We start from the raw sequence: 14,884 nt of genomic DNA, 5'->3' as shown, positions 1-14,884 counted from the left end.
TCTTCTGCTGATAGCTGCGGTGGGCGTTGATTGTAATTAAGATGGCCCCATCTTTGTTCTTACATGTTTCTTCAGCCAAGGTGCCCACCGTGAGCGCGAACAACCCTCTTCTGCAGTCCTACGACCTGCCGCCGTTCTCGGCGATCCGTGCCGAGCACGTCCAGCCGGCCATTGAACAGATCCTCGCCGACAACCGCGTTGCCATCGAAGGCATCCTGCAAAGCCAAGGGAAAAATCCGACGTGGGCTGGTCTGGTGCTGGCCATGGATGAACTGAATGACCGACTGGGCGCCGCCTGGAGCCCGGTCAGCCACCTGAACGCCGTGTGCAACAGCGCCGAACTGCGCGAAGCCTACGAAGGCTGCCTGCCAGCATTGAGCGCCTACTCCACCGAGATGGGCCAGAACCGTGAGCTGTTCCAGGCCTTCGAAGCCCTGGCCAACAGCCCGGAAGCCGCCGGTTTCGACGTGGCACAAAAAACCATCCTGGAACATTCCCTGCGCGACTTCCGCCTGTCGGGTATCGATTTGCCGCCCGAGCAGCAAAAACGCTACGCCGAGGTACAGAGCAAACTGTCCGAGCTGGGTAGCAAGTTCTCCAACCAGTTGCTGGACGCCACCCAGGCCTGGACCAAGCACGTTACCGATGAAGCCACCCTCGCCGGCCTGACCGACTCGGCCAAGGCGCAAATGGCTGCCGCTGCCCAGGCCAAGGGCCTCGACGGCTGGCTGATCACCCTCGAATTCCCTAGTTACTACGCGGTGATGACCTACGCCCACGACCGTGCCCTGCGCGAAGAAGTCTACGCGGCCTACTGCACCCGGGCGTCGGACCAAGGCCCGAATGCCGGTCAGAACGACAACGGGCCGGTGATGGAACAGATCCTCGACCTGCGTCAGGAACTGGCCAAGCTGTTGGGCTACGCCTCGTTCTCCGAGCTGAGCCTGGCTACAAAGATGGCCGAGTCCAGCGACCAGGTGCTGAGCTTCCTGCGTGACTTGGCCAAGCGCAGCAAGCCGTTTGCCGCCCAGGACCTGCAGCAGCTCAAGGCTTACGCTGCCGAGCAAGGCTGTGCCGATCTGCAAAGCTGGGACAGCGGCTTCTACGGCGAAAAACTCCGTGAGCAGCGCTACAGCGTGTCCCAGGAAGCCCTGCGCGCCTACTTCCCGATCGACAAGGTACTGGGCGGCCTGTTCGCTATCGTGCAGCGCCTGTACGGCATCGAAATCGCTGAGCAAAAAGGCTTCGACACCTGGCACCCGGATGTCCGCCTGTTCGAAATCAAGGAAAACGGCCAGCACGTCGGCCGCTTCTTCTTCGACCTGTACGCCCGCGCCAACAAACGTGGTGGCGCCTGGATGGACGGCGCGCGCGACCGTCGCCGTAAGGTTGACGGCGTATTGCAAAGCCCGGTGGCCAATCTGGTGTGCAACTTCACCCCGGCCGACAGCGGCAAGCCTGCCCTGCTGACCCACGATGAAGTCACCACACTGTTCCACGAATTCGGCCACGGCCTGCATCACCTGCTGACCCGCGTTGAACACGCGGGCGTATCCGGCATCAACGGTGTGGCATGGGACGCGGTGGAATTGCCGAGCCAGTTCATGGAGAACTGGTGCTGGGAGCCTGAAGGCCTGGCGTTGATCTCCGGTCACTATGAAAGTGGCGAGCCGTTGCCTCAGGACTTGCTGCAAAAGATGCTCGCGGCGAAAAACTTCCAGTCCGGGCTGATGATGGTGCGTCAGCTGGAATTCTCGCTGTTCGACTTCGAACTGCATGCCACTCACGGTGATGGCCGCAGTGTGGCTCAGGTGTTGGAAGGCGTTCGCGATGAAGTCTCGGTGATGCGCCCGCCGGCCTACAACCGCTTCCCCAACAGCTTTGCACACATCTTCGCCGGCGGTTATGCGGCGGGCTACTACAGCTACAAGTGGGCCGAAGTGCTCTCGGCAGATGCCTTCTCCAAGTTCGAAGAAGATGGCGTGCTCAATGCCGAGACCGGCCGCGCATTCCGCGAGGCGATCCTGGCGCGCGGCGGTTCCCAGGAGCCGATGGTGTTGTTCGTCGATTTCCGCGGACGTGCGCCGTCGATTGACGCACTCTTGCGCCACAGCGGCCTGAGTGAGGACGCGGCAGCATGAGTGAAGGGCCTGTGATGACCAAAAAGCAATTTATCGCCGGGGCGGTCTGCCCGGCGTGCAGCGAGCCGGACAAGTTGAAGATGTGGACCGAAGACAGCGTGCCGCATCGCGAATGCGTGGCCTGCGGTTATACCGACACGCTCAATGACCAAGGTCTGTCGGTGCCCAAGGAGTTGGGCACGCGGGTCAATACGTCGGCGTTGAAAGCGCCGGACCCGAAGGTGCAGGCCGTGCAATTCTTTCCTAATCCAAAGCTGAAGAAAGACTGAATCTGTTACCCCCTGGGATCAATTCTCAGGGGGTAATCACCAACGCGGTTTTTTCTTCTGCTGTCTCATCCTTCGCCGGGTTCAACCAGCTTTTCATCGAGCACAGCGCAAACGCACTGGTGCTGCAATCGCCGTTCGCCAAGGCAGTACGCAATTTGTCGATATCGGCCTTCATCATGTAGCGAACCCCGTCCTTGAAGCCGTTGCTGGTGCCGAAGCCGCCAAGGGTCATCTCGTTCAGCGCATCTTCCTTGCTCCATCCCTGCACCACTACGCGATACATCGCCGCCATCAGGCCGGTACGGTCAGAGCCGTGTTTGCAATGCATCAGCACCGGGCCGTCGGCCTGTGCGTCCTGGATTGCGCGCAATGCCGCCAGCACGTCGGAATCGTCGACATGATTGGTGCGATAGGACAACTGCACTTGTTTGATATTGGAAGATTTCAGCCAGTTGGCGTCCGATTCAGGCAGGAAGTTGATCACGGTGCCGATCTTGAGCTTTTCCAGGGCTGGCACTGCGTTGCTGTCTGGCAGCGCGCTGCGATACAGCGTGGGGGTCATTTGGTGCAGGTTAAATTGATTGCCGACAGGCTGGGCCCATTCGGGTGAGCGCAGGGATGTTGTGTCGTCGGCTTGCGCGTGGACGGTAGTAAACATTGCCATGAGCGCCAGGCCGAAGGCAGGCAGCAATCGAATCGAGGACATGCGCGTTGTGACCGAATAGGGAAAGGGCTGATGGGCCTCAGGTTCGTCTAACGGGGGTCAATGCCTTGTGAGGTACTCGTCAAAGAATCGTTAATCATCTGAGCTGATCCGGTGTTTTTGCCGCTGAACCGATTCATCTCGATTATTAGGCTGCTATCATTTGTAACTATTGTTTGCCGGTGTGTTCTATCCCATTGGCTAGCCACATTCACGCTGCTCCCAGAAGCGGCTGAAAAATCCCGTGACCACATGATGAGGTGCACCCATGTCTGATCAAGATCAAGACAACCCCCGGCGTGACTTTTTGCGCAAATCCTTGACCTTGATCCCGGTGGTCACGGTCGCCAGCACCGGCCTTGGCGGCTCGATGCTGATGGCTGCGCCTGAGCCGGCCCAGGCGGCAACCGCCAAGCCGGCGGCCAGTGATAAGGCTTATGAGCCGACTTACTTCACCGCCGAAGAATGGGCGTTCATCAACGCTGCCGTCGCGCAACTGATCCCTGCCGATGCTCAAGGGCCAGGCGCTCTGGAAGCCGGTGCGCCGGAATACATCGACCGCCAGATGAACACCCCCTATGCCAGCGGTGCCCTATGGTTCATGCAAGGCCCATTCAATGCTGACGCGCCGCCGGAGATGGGTTGGCAGAGCAAATTGGTGCCCAAGGAGATCTATCGCCTGGGCATTGCTGCGACGGACGCTTGGTCGAAAGCCTTCAACGGCAAAGCTTTTGCTGCGCAAGACAGCGCTACCCGAGACGATATGCTGCGGCGTCTGGAGGCTGGCGGCAGTGAAGTGTCGGCGCATTTCGAGGCGGTGCCACCGAAAGTCTTTTTCAACTTGCTGCTGCAAAACACCAAGGAAGGCTTCTTCTGCGACCCGATCCACGGCGGCAACAAAGGCATGGTCGGTTGGACCATGATCGGTTTTCCCGGCGCGCGCGCCGATTTCATGGACTGGGTTGAACGCAACGAGCAATACCCCTTCCCGGCTGTTTCCATCCGCGGCGAGAGGGCATAAACGTGGCGACCATCATGAAGAAAGTAGACGCGGTGATCGTAGGCTTCGGCTGGACCGGCGCGATCATGGCCAAGGAGCTGACGGAAGCAGGCCTGAACGTGGTAGCGCTGGAGCGCGGCCCGATGCAGGACACTTACCCGGACGGCAACTATCCGCAGGTCATCGACGAACTGACCTACAGCGTGCGTAAAAAACTCTTCCAGGATATTTCCAAAGAGACGGTGACCATTCGCCACAGCGTGAATGACGTTGCCCTGCCCAACCGTCAGTTGGGTGCGTTCCTACCGGGCAATGGCGTGGGCGGTGCGGGCCTGCATTGGTCCGGCGTGCATTTTCGCGTCGACCCGATTGAGTTGCGCATGCGCAGCCATTACGAAGAGCGCTACGGCAAAAACTTCATCCCCAAAGACATGACCATCCAGGACTTCGGCGTCAGTTACGAAGAGCTGGAGCCGTTTTTCGACTACGCCGAAAAAGTCTTCGGCACCTCCGGCCAGGCGTGGACCGTCAAGGGCCAATTGGTAGGCGAAGGCCGTGGCGGTAACCCGTATGCGCCGGATCGCTCAAACCCGTTTCCGTTGGAATCGCAGAAAAACACCGTCTCTGCACAGCTGTTTCAGAAAGCGGCTGCCAGCGTCGGTTACAAGCCCTACAACTTGCCATCGGCCAATACCTCGGGGCCTTACACCAATCCCTACGGCGCGCAGATGGGCCCGTGCAACTTCTGCGGGTTCTGCAGCGGCTACGTTTGCTACATGTATTCCAAGGCATCGCCGAACGTAAACATCCTGCCGGCACTGCGCCAGGTGCCGAACTTCGAGCTGCGCCCAAATTCCCACGTGCTCAAGGTCAACCTCGACAGCACCAAGAGCAAGGCTACCGGCGTGACTTACGTCGACGCCCAGGGCCGCGAGTGCGAGCAGCCGGCGGACCTGGTGATCCTCGGTGCGTTCCAGTTCCATAACGTGCGCCTGATGCTGCTCTCGGGTATCGGCAAGCCTTACGACCCGATTACCAACGAGGGCGTGGTAGGCCGCAACTTTGCCTACCAGAACATGGCCACCATCAAGGCGTTCTTCGACAAGGACACCCACACCAATAACTTTATTGGTGCCGGCGGCAATGGCGTGGCCATCGATGACTTCAACGCGGATAACTTCGACCACGGCCCTCATGGTTTTGTGGGCGGCTCGCCGATGTGGGTCAACCAGGCCGGAAGCCGGCCGATTGCCGGTACGTCCAACCCGCCGGGCACGCCGGCGTGGGGCAGCGCGTGGAAGCGCGCCACCGCCGATTACTACACCCACCAGGTATCGATGGACGCCCACGGTGCACATCAATCCTACCGGGGCAACTACCTTGATCTGGACCCGGTGTACCGCGATGCCTACGGCCTGCCGCTGCTACGGATGACATTCGACTGGCAGGAAAACGACATCAAGATGAACCGCTTCATGGTCGAGAAAATGAGCAAGGTCGCCGAAGCGATGAGCCCCAAGGCCATTGCCTTGCTCGGCAAAAAGGTCGGTGAGCATTTCAATACTGCGTCGTACCAGACCACCCACCTAAACGGGGGCGCGATCATGGGTACCGACCCGAAGACCAGCGCATTGAACCGCTACTTGCAATGCTGGGATGTACACAACGTATTTGTGCCGGGCGCATCCGCTTTCCCACAAGGCCTGGGCTACAACCCTACGGGCTTGGTGGCGGCATTGACCTACTGGTCGGCGCGGGCGATCCGCGAGCAATACCTGAAAAACCCCGGCCCACTGGTTCAGGCATAAGGAGCGATGACCATGAAAGCATTCGTTATCGCCTCCCTGGCGTTGTTCAGCAGCTGCTCGGTCAGCGCCGCCGACACCGACCTGATCAAACAGGGCGAATACCTGGCCCGCGCCGGTGACTGCGTGGCTTGCCACACTGCCAAAGGCGGCAAGCCCTTTGCGGGCGGCCTGCCGATGGAAACCCCGATTGGCGTGATCTATTCCACCAACATCACCCCGGACAAGACGGGCCTGGGCGACTACAGCTTTGAAGACTTCGACAAGGCTGTGCGCCATGGCGTCGCCAAAAGCGGTAGTACGCTTTACCCAGCGATGCCCTATCCGTCCTATGCACGCGTCAGCGACAGCGATATGCAGGCCTTGTACGCGTACTTTATGAAAGGGGTGGAGCCCGTCGCGCAAGCGAACAAGGACAGCGATATTCCCTGGCCCTTGAGCATGCGTTGGCCGCTGGCGGCATGGCGTTGGATGTTTGCGCCAGCGGTCGAGGAGCACCAGGCCCAAGCGGCTACTGATCCGGTCGTAAGCCGGGGCGCCTATCTGGTCGAAGGCCTTGGCCATTGCGGCGCGTGCCATACGCCACGGGCCCTTACCATGCAGGAAAAAGCCCTGAGCGCGACCGACGGCAGCGCTTTCCTGTCTGGCAGCGCACCGCTGGAGGGTTGGATCGCGAAGAGCTTGCGTGGCGATCACAAGGACGGTCTCGGCAGTTGGAGCGAAGAGCAACTGGTGCAATTCCTCAAGACCGGTCGCAGTGACCGCAGCGCGGTGTTTGGCGGCATGAGCGATGTGGTGGTGCATAGCATGCAGTACATGTCGCAAGACGACCTGACCGCCATCGCGCGCTACCTCAAGAGCCTGCCGGCAATCGATCCGAAGGATCAGCCGCATCAGTACGACAAACAGGTCGCTGAGGCGCTGTGGAAGGGTGATGACAGCAAGCCGGGTGCGTCGGTGTACATCGACAACTGCGCGGCCTGCCATCGTACCGATGGGCATGGTTACACGCGGGTGTTCCCGGCATTGGCGGGCAACCCGGTGCTGCAGACGGCGGATGCCACGTCGTTGATCAACATCGTGTTGAATGGCGGCACCTTGCCGGCAACCCACGCAGCACCGTCCACCTTCACCATGCCCGCGTTTGCATGGCGCCTGTCGGACCAGGAAGTGGCGGATGTGGTCAGTTTCGTCCGTGGCAGTTGGGGCAATAAGGGCGCCTCCGTGAAAGCCGGTGACGTGGCGGACCTGCGCAAGAACGATATGCGCACCACCTCGGGCGATGACCTTGGCCAGGTGACACAAAAGCACTGATGCTTGCCTGACTGCCAAACGGCACTGGTCAGAACGCATGCGCCTCGATACTGTATATAAAAACAGTATCGAGGCGTTTTCATGTCTACTCCGCTGCCGCCCCGTGGCCGGGGCACGGCCACCAACCTGTATAACCGCTTTGCGCCTACCGTCAGCGTGGCCGAAGACGACGGCTGGTATCAGGAAGTCCCGCCTACCCAGGGCACTGAGGTGCGCATCGAAACGGCCAAGACCATCATCACCCGCAACAACTCTCCGGACTTGCCGTTCGACCGTTCGATCAATCCCTATCGTGGGTGCGAGCATGGCTGTATCTACTGCTATGCGCGGCCCAGCCATGCGTATTGGGACATGTCGCCGGGGCTCGACTTCGAAACCAAGCTGATCGCCAAGAGCAATGCCGCCGACGTGCTGGAGCAGCAACTGTCGAAGCCTGGCTACGTGTGTGCGCCGATCAACCTGGGCTCTAATACCGACCCGTACCAGCCTATCGAGCGTGAGTACACGATCACCCGACAAACCCTCGAAGTGCTGCTGCGCTACCGGCACCCGGTGACTATCATCACCAAGGGCTCGCTGATACTGCGCGATCTCGACCTGCTGACCGAGTTGGCCAAGCAGCGCCTGGTGGCGGTGATGATCAGCCTCACCAGCCTGGACGACGAGCTCAAGCGCATCCTGGAGCCACGTGCCGCAGCACCCAAGGCGCGGCTGCGGGCAATCAGGGTAATGCGCGAGGCGGGTATCCCGGTGGGCGTGCTGTGTTCGCCGATGATCCCGATGATCAACGACAGTGAGCTGGAGAGCCTGCTCACAGAAGCCCATGCAGCCGGCGCGCAAAGTGCGGCGTACATGATGCTGCGCCTGCCGCTGGAGGTGGCGCCGCTGTTCGAGGAGTGGCTGGCGGCGCATTACCCTCAGCGCGCGGCCCACGTGATGAGTTTGGTGCGCCAGGTGCGCGGCGGCGAGGTGTACGACAGTCGCTTCGGCGTGCGCATGCGTGGCGAGGGGCCATTTGCCGATTTGCTGGCCCAGCGCTTCAGCAAGGCGATCAAGCGGTTGGGGCTCAATCGTCGGGAGGGTTTCAATCTGGACTGCACGGCGTTCTGCCCTCCGGGCAGGCAGATGGCATTGTTGTAGACTGATAGGGAAGAATGCACCGTTCCTGTAGGAATAGTCGCGTTATGACATCACTGAAAGCCGCGTTCTAGAGCGGTTCATTCAGTTTGAGTTAAGTTTCGGCGGTTACCTTGTTCATCGAGTGACTGACGAGTCGGCGTCGTCGTTGTAGGAAATTTTTCTGCTTGGCGCCGGACTAACCTGAACACTCCCCTGCATTAATCAAGAGGATGAATCATGAGTGACAAGGATAAACAGCCGTTGGCTGCGTCGGCTTCAGCCCCTCAGGTGGCGGAATCCGCCGATGCAGCGCTGCAGCATATCGTTGACGGCTTTTTGCATTTCCATCACGACGTCTTCCCCCAGCAGGAAGAACTCTTCAAGAAACTCGCCACGGCCCAGAGCCCGCGGGCGATGTTCATTACCTGTGCCGACTCGCGCATCGTGCCCGAGCTGATCACCCAAAGCTCCCCGGGTGATCTGTTCGTGACCCGTAACGTCGGCAACGTGGTGCCGCCTTATGGGCAGATGAACGGCGGTGTGTCGACGGCCATCGAGTACGCCGTATTGGCGTTGGGCGTGCAGCACATCATTGTCTGCGGGCATTCCGATTGCGGCGCCATGCGCGCGGTGCTCAACCCCGACAGCCTGGAGAAGATGCCGACGGTCAAGGCTTGGCTGCGGCATGCCGAGGTCGCCAAGACCATGGTTCACGACAACTGCGACTGCGCCAATGAAGGCGAGAGCATGAAGGTGCTGACCGAAGAAAACGTCATCGCCCAGCTGCAACATCTGCGCACCCACCCTTCCGTGGCTTCGCGCATGGCCAATGGTCATTTGTTTATCCATGGTTGGATCTACAACATCGAGACCAGCGAGATCCGGGCCTACGATGCGGATCAATCGGCGTTCCGACCGTTGAGCGGCGAAGGCCCGATTCCTTCCGCGACGCCTAAAGCGCGCTTCTAAAACACTTCCCTGCCGGGTAACGCGATGGCTGCCATTAGAGCAGCCAGGCGTTGCCACGCCCGGCGAATGCCTCGGGAGAGTCATCATGCGTGCTGCTCAATTGAAAGCTGTACTGCCACGGGAGCTGCTCGCCTCCGTGGTTGTGTTTCTGGTCGCCCTGCCCTTGTGCATGGGGATCGCGATTGCGTCCGGGATGCCGCCGGCCAAGGGCCTGATTACCGGCATCATCGGGGGCTTGGTGGTGGGTTGGCTGGCGGGGTCGCCGTTGCAGGTCAGTGGTCCGGCGGCAGGCTTGGCGGTGTTGGTGTTCGAGTTGGTGCGCCAACACGGCATGTTGATGCTCGGGCCGATTCTGCTGCTGGCGGGCTTTTTGCAACTGGTGGCGGGGCGCTTGCGCCTCGGCTGCTGGTTTCGTGTTACGGCGCCGGCGGTGGTGTACGGCATGCTGGCGGGGATCGGTGTGCTGATTGTGCTGTCGCAGATCCACGTGATGCTCGATGGCGCGCCCAAGCCTTCCGGGCTGGATAACCTGGCTGGCTTTCCGGCGGCAGTGGCACAGGCCATTCCAAGCCTGGGTTGGCAGGCAGGTTTGCTTGGGTTGTCGACCATGCTGGTGATGTACCTGTGGGACAAATTGCGCCCGGCACGCCTGCGTTTTGTGCCCGGTGCCCTGTTGGGCGTGGGCCTGACCACTGCGGTCAGCCTGCTGCTGGCATTGCAGGTCAAGCGTGTGGAAGTCCCGGAAAACCTCGCCGATGCTATCGACTGGCTGCGCCCCAGCGACCTGCTGAACCTGGCTGATCCGCAACTGCTGATCGCGGCATTTGCCGTGGCGTTTATCGCCAGTGCGGAAACCCTGCTTTCCGCCGCAGCGGTTGACCGCATGCACAGCGGCCAGCGTTCTGATTTCGACAAGGAATTGTCCGCCCAAGGTGTCGGCAACATGCTCTGCGGACTGGTCGGTGCGTTGCCGATGACCGGCGTGATCGTACGCAGTTCGGCCAACGTACAGGCGGGCGCCACCACGCGGCTGTCGGCGATGTTCCATGGCCTGTGGCTGCTGGCGTTCGTGTTGTTGCTGTCGAGCGTGCTGCAAAGCATTCCGGTGGCGAGCCTGGCGGGTGTGTTGGTGTACACCGGGATCAAGCTGGTGGACCTCAAAGCGTTCAAGGCCTTGGGACGATATGGACGGATGCCGATGTTCACTTATGCCGCCACTGCGCTGGCGATCATCTTCACCGACCTGCTGACCGGTGTGCTGGTGGGCTTCGGGCTGACGTTGGTGAAGTTGGCGTTCAAGGCATCACGGTTGAAAGTCAGCCTGATTGATTTGCCCCAGGACGGCGAGATGGAGCTGCGATTGACCGGTGCGGCGACCTTTTTGAAAGTGCCGGCACTGACCCAGGTGCTGTCGACGGTACCGGCGGGGACCACAGTGCATGTGCCGCTGAATAACCTGAGTTACATCGACCATTCCTGCCTGGAGCTGCTGGAGGAATGGGGGCGAGCCAACGCGGCGAAAGGCTCGAAGCTGGTGATTGAAGCGCGGGGGTTGAAGCGTCGGTTGGAAGGTCGGGTGCGGATGACTACAGGGATAGGTTCGGCGATAGTCTGAGCACCCCAAAACACTGTGGGAGCCGGGCTTGCCCGCGATGGCGGTGGGTCAGTCAAAAAATAGCTGACTGGTCCACCGCCATCGCGGGCAAGCCCGGCTCCCACATTTGATCGCTATCGACTTCGAAATTTAAGCCGGCTGATCCAGTGCCAACTCAACCCCCAACTGCCGCGACAGGCACGGCCAACGCTTCCACGCCGCTTCCGTATTCGGGCTCTTGAGCGTCTCGCGGTAGGCCTCCACCGACTCCAGCGCAAAGCTGTCTTCGTTGAGCATCTCATCCACTGCCAAATGCACCGCTTCATCCAACTGGTTGGCGAATTCTTCGCCGATTAGTTGGTGGGCGATCAAGTTGGCCACAGTAGTGTCCGCTGGAATCAACGGCTGGCCGAAGTGCTTGATATACAGATCGTTGACCTCTTCCACCAAACGGTGAGCCAGGTAGGCTTCGTCCAGCAGGCCATCGAGCCCTACATGGCCGGCCAAGATCGCGGGCGGTTGCAGGAAGAAATGCTCGGCAATTTTCAGCACCGGCTTGATCTGGCTTTCAATACCGGCCTCGCGGGCCACGTCGTTGGCGGCGTCAAGCAAATCCGGGACGAGGTCGATGTAGGCGGTGACGAAGCGGGTCATAACGATGTTGCGATCACCGTCAGCCAGGGAGATGGCCGAATGCAGGTGCGGCAATTGGGTTTCCAGTTGCTGGGCAAGCTGGCCCGTGCTGGCTTCGTGTTGATGGGCACGGGAAATCTGCTCGCGCAATGCGGCGGTGTTCATGAAGGCTCCAGTGATGCAGGCGTAGGAAAAGGGAGAGGATAAGGTAGCTCGTTTATACGAGCGCCTAAGACGCATTTGTCATAATTATTTCATGGTTATGCGCCCCTGTTATATCGAATTGCCATCGTTCGTCGGATAAACGATTCCGCCCCCGGTTTTATTGGCTCCGCCCGTCTGTTTTTACTCATTTGTCCCTACACATTGCGGGGTTGCAGAGCCTGTCTATACTCGGGTTTGTACGCAATTAGCTGATGACGCCAGACTGCATAAGCAGGTGAGGCTAAGCGGTTGTAAGCAGTATGGAAGCCGCTCCCTTCGACGCAGGTGCAAACCGGCGGGATAACAAGAACGATAAGGGGAACCCGCAATGACGCGACATCCACACGTTTGGATGGGCCTCCTGTTGTGGTCGGTATTCGGCCAGGCGCACGCCGCCTGGACAACGAATATGGCGCCAGGGGCTACAGAGGTTAGTCACGCCGTGTTTGACCTGCACATGACCATTTTCTGGATTTGTGTGGTGATCGGCATCGTCGTGTTTGGCGCGATGTTCTGGTCGATGATCCTGCACCGCCGGTCCACGGGCCAGGTGGCGGCGAAGTTCCACGAGAGCACGACCGTGGAAATCCTCTGGACCGTGGTGCCCTTGCTGATCCTGGTGGCCATGGCCATTCCGGCAACCAAGACCCTGATCAACATCTACGACAGCAGTGAATCGGATATCGATATCCAGGTCACCGGCTATCAGTGGAAGTGGCATTACAAATACCTGGGCCAGGACGTGGAGTTCTTCAGCAACCTGGCCACACCCGCCGAGCAAATCCATAACCAGGCCGTGAAAGGCGAACATTACCTGTTGGAAGTCGACCAGCCGCTGGTGTTGCCGGTAGGGGCCAAAGTGCGTTTCCTGGTGACGGCTGCCGACGTGATCCACTCCTGGTGGGTGCCGGCCTTTGCGGTCAAGCGCGATGCGATCCCCGGCTTCGTCAACGAGGCCTGGACCCGCGTCGAGAAACCCGGCATCTACCGTGGCCAGTGCGCCGAACTGTGCGGCAAGGACCACGGGTTCATGCCCATCGTGGTCGAGGTCAAGTCCAAGGCGGACTACGACACCTGGCTCGGCGAGCGTAAGGAAGAAGCCGCCAAGCTCAAAGAGTTGACCTCCAAAGAGTGGACGCTGGAAGAATTGGTGGCCCGTGGCGACAAGGTCTACCACACCACCTGCGTGGCCTGTCACCAGGCTGAAGGCCAAGGCCTGCCGCCGATGTTCCCGGCGCTGAAAGGCTCGCCAATCGCAACCGGGCCTAAGGAAGACCACCTGCACCGCGTCTACTTCGGCAAACCCGGCACCGCCATGGCGGCCTTCGGCAAGCAGTTGTCGGAAGTGGATATCGCCGCCGTGGTGACCTACGAACGCAACGCCTGGGGCAACAACAAAGGCGACATGGTCACGCCAAAGGATGTGTTGGCTCTGAAACAGGCAGAAAGCAAATGACCGCGCTCAGAGCCTTTGCCCCGAACCGCCCCGCCCACTCGCTTGCAGGAGAACGGCCATGAGCACTGTGATCGATGACCATGGTCACGCCGACCATGCCCACGGCCCCGCCAAAGGCCTGATGCGCTGGGTGCTGACCACCAACCACAAAGATATCGGCACGATGTACCTGTGGTTCGCCTTCACCATGTTCTTGCTCGGCGGTTCGTTCGCCATGGTGATCCGCGCCGAACTGTTCCAGCCCGGCTTGCAGATCGTGGAGCCGGCGTTTTTCAACCAGATGACCACCATGCACGGCCTGATCATGGTGTTCGGCGCGGTGATGCCGGCGTTCGTCGGCCTGGCTAACTGGATGATCCCGCTAATGATCGGCGCGCCGGACATGGCCCTGCCGCGCATGAACAACTTCAGCTTCTGGTTGCTGCCGGCGGCGTTCCTGCTGCTGGTCTCCACGCTGTTTACACCTGGCGGCGGGCCGAATTTCGGCTGGACCTTCTACGCCCCGCTCTCCACTACCTACGCGCCGGAAAGCGTGACGTTCTTCATTTTTGCGATTCACCTGATGGGCATCAGCTCGATTATGGGCGCGATCAACGTGGTCGCCACCATCCTCAACCTGCGCGCGCCCGGCATGACGTTGATGAAAATGCCGCTGTTCGTATGGACCTGGCTGATCACCGCGTTTCTGCTGATCGCGGTGATGCCGGTGCTGGCAGGCTGCGTGACCATGATGCTGATGGACATTCACTTCGGCACCAGCTTCTTCAGCGCGGCCGGTGGCGGTGACCCGGTGCTGTTCCAGCATGTGTTCTGGTTCTTCGGCCACCCCGAGGTGTACATCATGATCCTGCCGGCCTTTGGCGCCGTCAGCTCGATCATCCCGACCTTCTCGCGCAAACCATTGTTCGGCTACACCTCGATGGTCTACGCCACGGCGAGCATCGCGTTCCTGTCATTCATCGTATGGGCGCACCACATGTTCGTGGTGGGTATCCCGCTGGTGGGCGAGTTGTTCTTCATGTACGCCACGCTGCTGATCGCCGTGCCCACCGGGGTGAAGGTGTTCAACTGGGTCAGCACCATGTGGCAAGGCTCGCTGACGTTCGAGACGCCAATGCTGTTCGCGGTGGCCTTTGTGATTTTGTTCACCATCGGCGGCTTCTCCGGGCTGATGCTGGCGATCGCCCCGGCGGACTTCCAGTACCACGACACCTACTTCGTGGTGGCGCATTTCCATTACGTACTGGTGCCCGGTGCGATCTTCGGCATCTTCGCCTCGGCCTACTACTGGCTGCCGAAATGGACCGGCCACATGTACGACGAAACCCTGGGCAAGCTGCACTTCTGGCTGTCTTTCGTGGGCATGAACATGGCGTTCTTCCCGATGCACTTCGTGGGGCTGGCCGGCATGCCGCGCCGGGTGCCCGACTACAACCTGCAATTCGCCGACTTCAACATGGTGTCGTCGATTGGCGCGTTCATGTTTGGTGCCACGCAGATCTTCTTCCTGTTCATCGTGATCAAGTGCATCCGTGGCGGCCCACCTGCTCCGGCCAAGCCGTGGGATGGGGCTGAAGGGCTGGAGTGGAGCATTCCTTCGCCCGCGCCTTATCACACGTTTACTACGCCGCCGGAGGTCAAATGAACACCCTGGCCACTCAGCCCGCTCCCACAGTA

Annotated in this window: 12 protein-coding genes; 10 read left to right on the top strand and 2 right to left on the bottom strand. The window is 60.2% G+C overall.

Translation table 11 applies throughout. The features are described from left to right. The first annotated feature begins 89 nt into the window (after positions 1-89). Positions 90-2,141 (top strand): oligopeptidase A, encoded by a 2,052-nt coding sequence (gene prlC, locus CFE47_RS21530; protein WP_286840321.1) that lies wholly within the window; start codon positions 90-92, stop codon positions 2,139-2,141. Next, positions 2,138-2,410, top strand: coding sequence for a YheV family putative zinc ribbon protein (locus CFE47_RS21525; RefSeq protein ID WP_185709655.1), 273 nt, complete (start codon positions 2,138-2,140; stop codon positions 2,408-2,410). The genes prlC and CFE47_RS21525 overlap by 4 nt, the downstream gene beginning before the upstream one ends. 25 nt (positions 2,411-2,435) lie before the next feature. On the opposite strand, the gene CFE47_RS21520 is transcribed toward CFE47_RS21525, so the two are convergent. After that, complete coding sequence (locus CFE47_RS21520; RefSeq protein WP_185709656.1) at positions 2,436-3,116, bottom strand: dual specificity protein phosphatase family protein; 681 nt, start codon at positions 3,114-3,116, stop codon at positions 2,436-2,438. Positions 3,117-3,381: 265 nt separating this feature from the next. On the opposite strand from CFE47_RS21520, the gene CFE47_RS21515 reads away from it, so the two are divergent. From CFE47_RS21515 to CFE47_RS21490, 6 genes are all read left to right on the top strand, one after another. Further along, on the top strand, positions 3,382-4,134 hold the full coding sequence (locus CFE47_RS21515; protein ID WP_286840317.1) for a gluconate 2-dehydrogenase subunit 3 family protein: 753 nt from the start codon (positions 3,382-3,384) through the stop codon (positions 4,132-4,134). 2 nt (positions 4,135-4,136) lie between these two features. Beyond that, entirely contained in the window at positions 4,137-5,921 is a 1,785-nt protein-coding gene (locus CFE47_RS21510) for a GMC family oxidoreductase (protein WP_286840315.1), read from the top strand. A 12-nt stretch (positions 5,922-5,933) separates the two neighbouring features. Then, on the top strand, positions 5,934-7,232 hold the full coding sequence (locus CFE47_RS21505; protein ID WP_286840313.1) for a cytochrome c: 1,299 nt from the start codon (positions 5,934-5,936) through the stop codon (positions 7,230-7,232). 81 nt (positions 7,233-7,313) lie between these two features. After that, positions 7,314-8,372 (top strand): PA0069 family radical SAM protein, encoded by a 1,059-nt coding sequence (locus tag CFE47_RS21500; RefSeq protein WP_286840310.1) that lies wholly within the window; start codon positions 7,314-7,316, stop codon positions 8,370-8,372. 216 nt (positions 8,373-8,588) lie between these two features. After that, positions 8,589-9,320, top strand: coding sequence for a carbonic anhydrase (locus CFE47_RS21495; protein WP_185709661.1), 732 nt, complete (start codon positions 8,589-8,591; stop codon positions 9,318-9,320). Positions 9,321-9,405: 85 nt separating this feature from the next. Beyond that, positions 9,406-10,935 (top strand): SulP family inorganic anion transporter, encoded by a 1,530-nt coding sequence (locus CFE47_RS21490; RefSeq protein ID WP_286840306.1) that lies wholly within the window; start codon positions 9,406-9,408, stop codon positions 10,933-10,935. Between the two features lie 129 nt (positions 10,936-11,064). On the opposite strand, the gene CFE47_RS21485 is transcribed toward CFE47_RS21490, so the two are convergent. Further along, complete coding sequence (locus CFE47_RS21485; protein WP_286840303.1) at positions 11,065-11,712, bottom strand: hypothetical protein; 648 nt, start codon at positions 11,710-11,712, stop codon at positions 11,065-11,067. 367 nt (positions 11,713-12,079) lie between these two features. Here CFE47_RS21485 and coxB point away from each other — a divergent pair, with 367 nt between their 5' ends. Both coxB and ctaD read left to right on the top strand, forming a co-directional pair. Further along, entirely contained in the window at positions 12,080-13,207 is a 1,128-nt protein-coding gene (gene coxB / locus CFE47_RS21480; RefSeq protein WP_286840300.1) for a cytochrome c oxidase subunit II, read from the top strand. Between the two features lie 58 nt (positions 13,208-13,265). Further along, positions 13,266-14,852, top strand: a complete 1,587-nt coding sequence (gene ctaD / locus CFE47_RS21475) for a cytochrome c oxidase subunit I (RefSeq protein ID WP_016969522.1) — start codon at positions 13,266-13,268, stop codon at positions 14,850-14,852. Positions 14,853-14,884: the final 32 nt, after the last annotated feature.

The sequence above is a fragment of the Pseudomonas sp. PGPPP1 genome, assembly GCF_002255865.1.
Lineage (GTDB): Bacteria > Pseudomonadota > Gammaproteobacteria > Pseudomonadales > Pseudomonadaceae > Aquipseudomonas > Aquipseudomonas cremoris.
The sequence above is the reverse complement of the archived record's forward strand: the minus strand, read 5'-3'. Positions and strand labels throughout refer to the sequence as shown.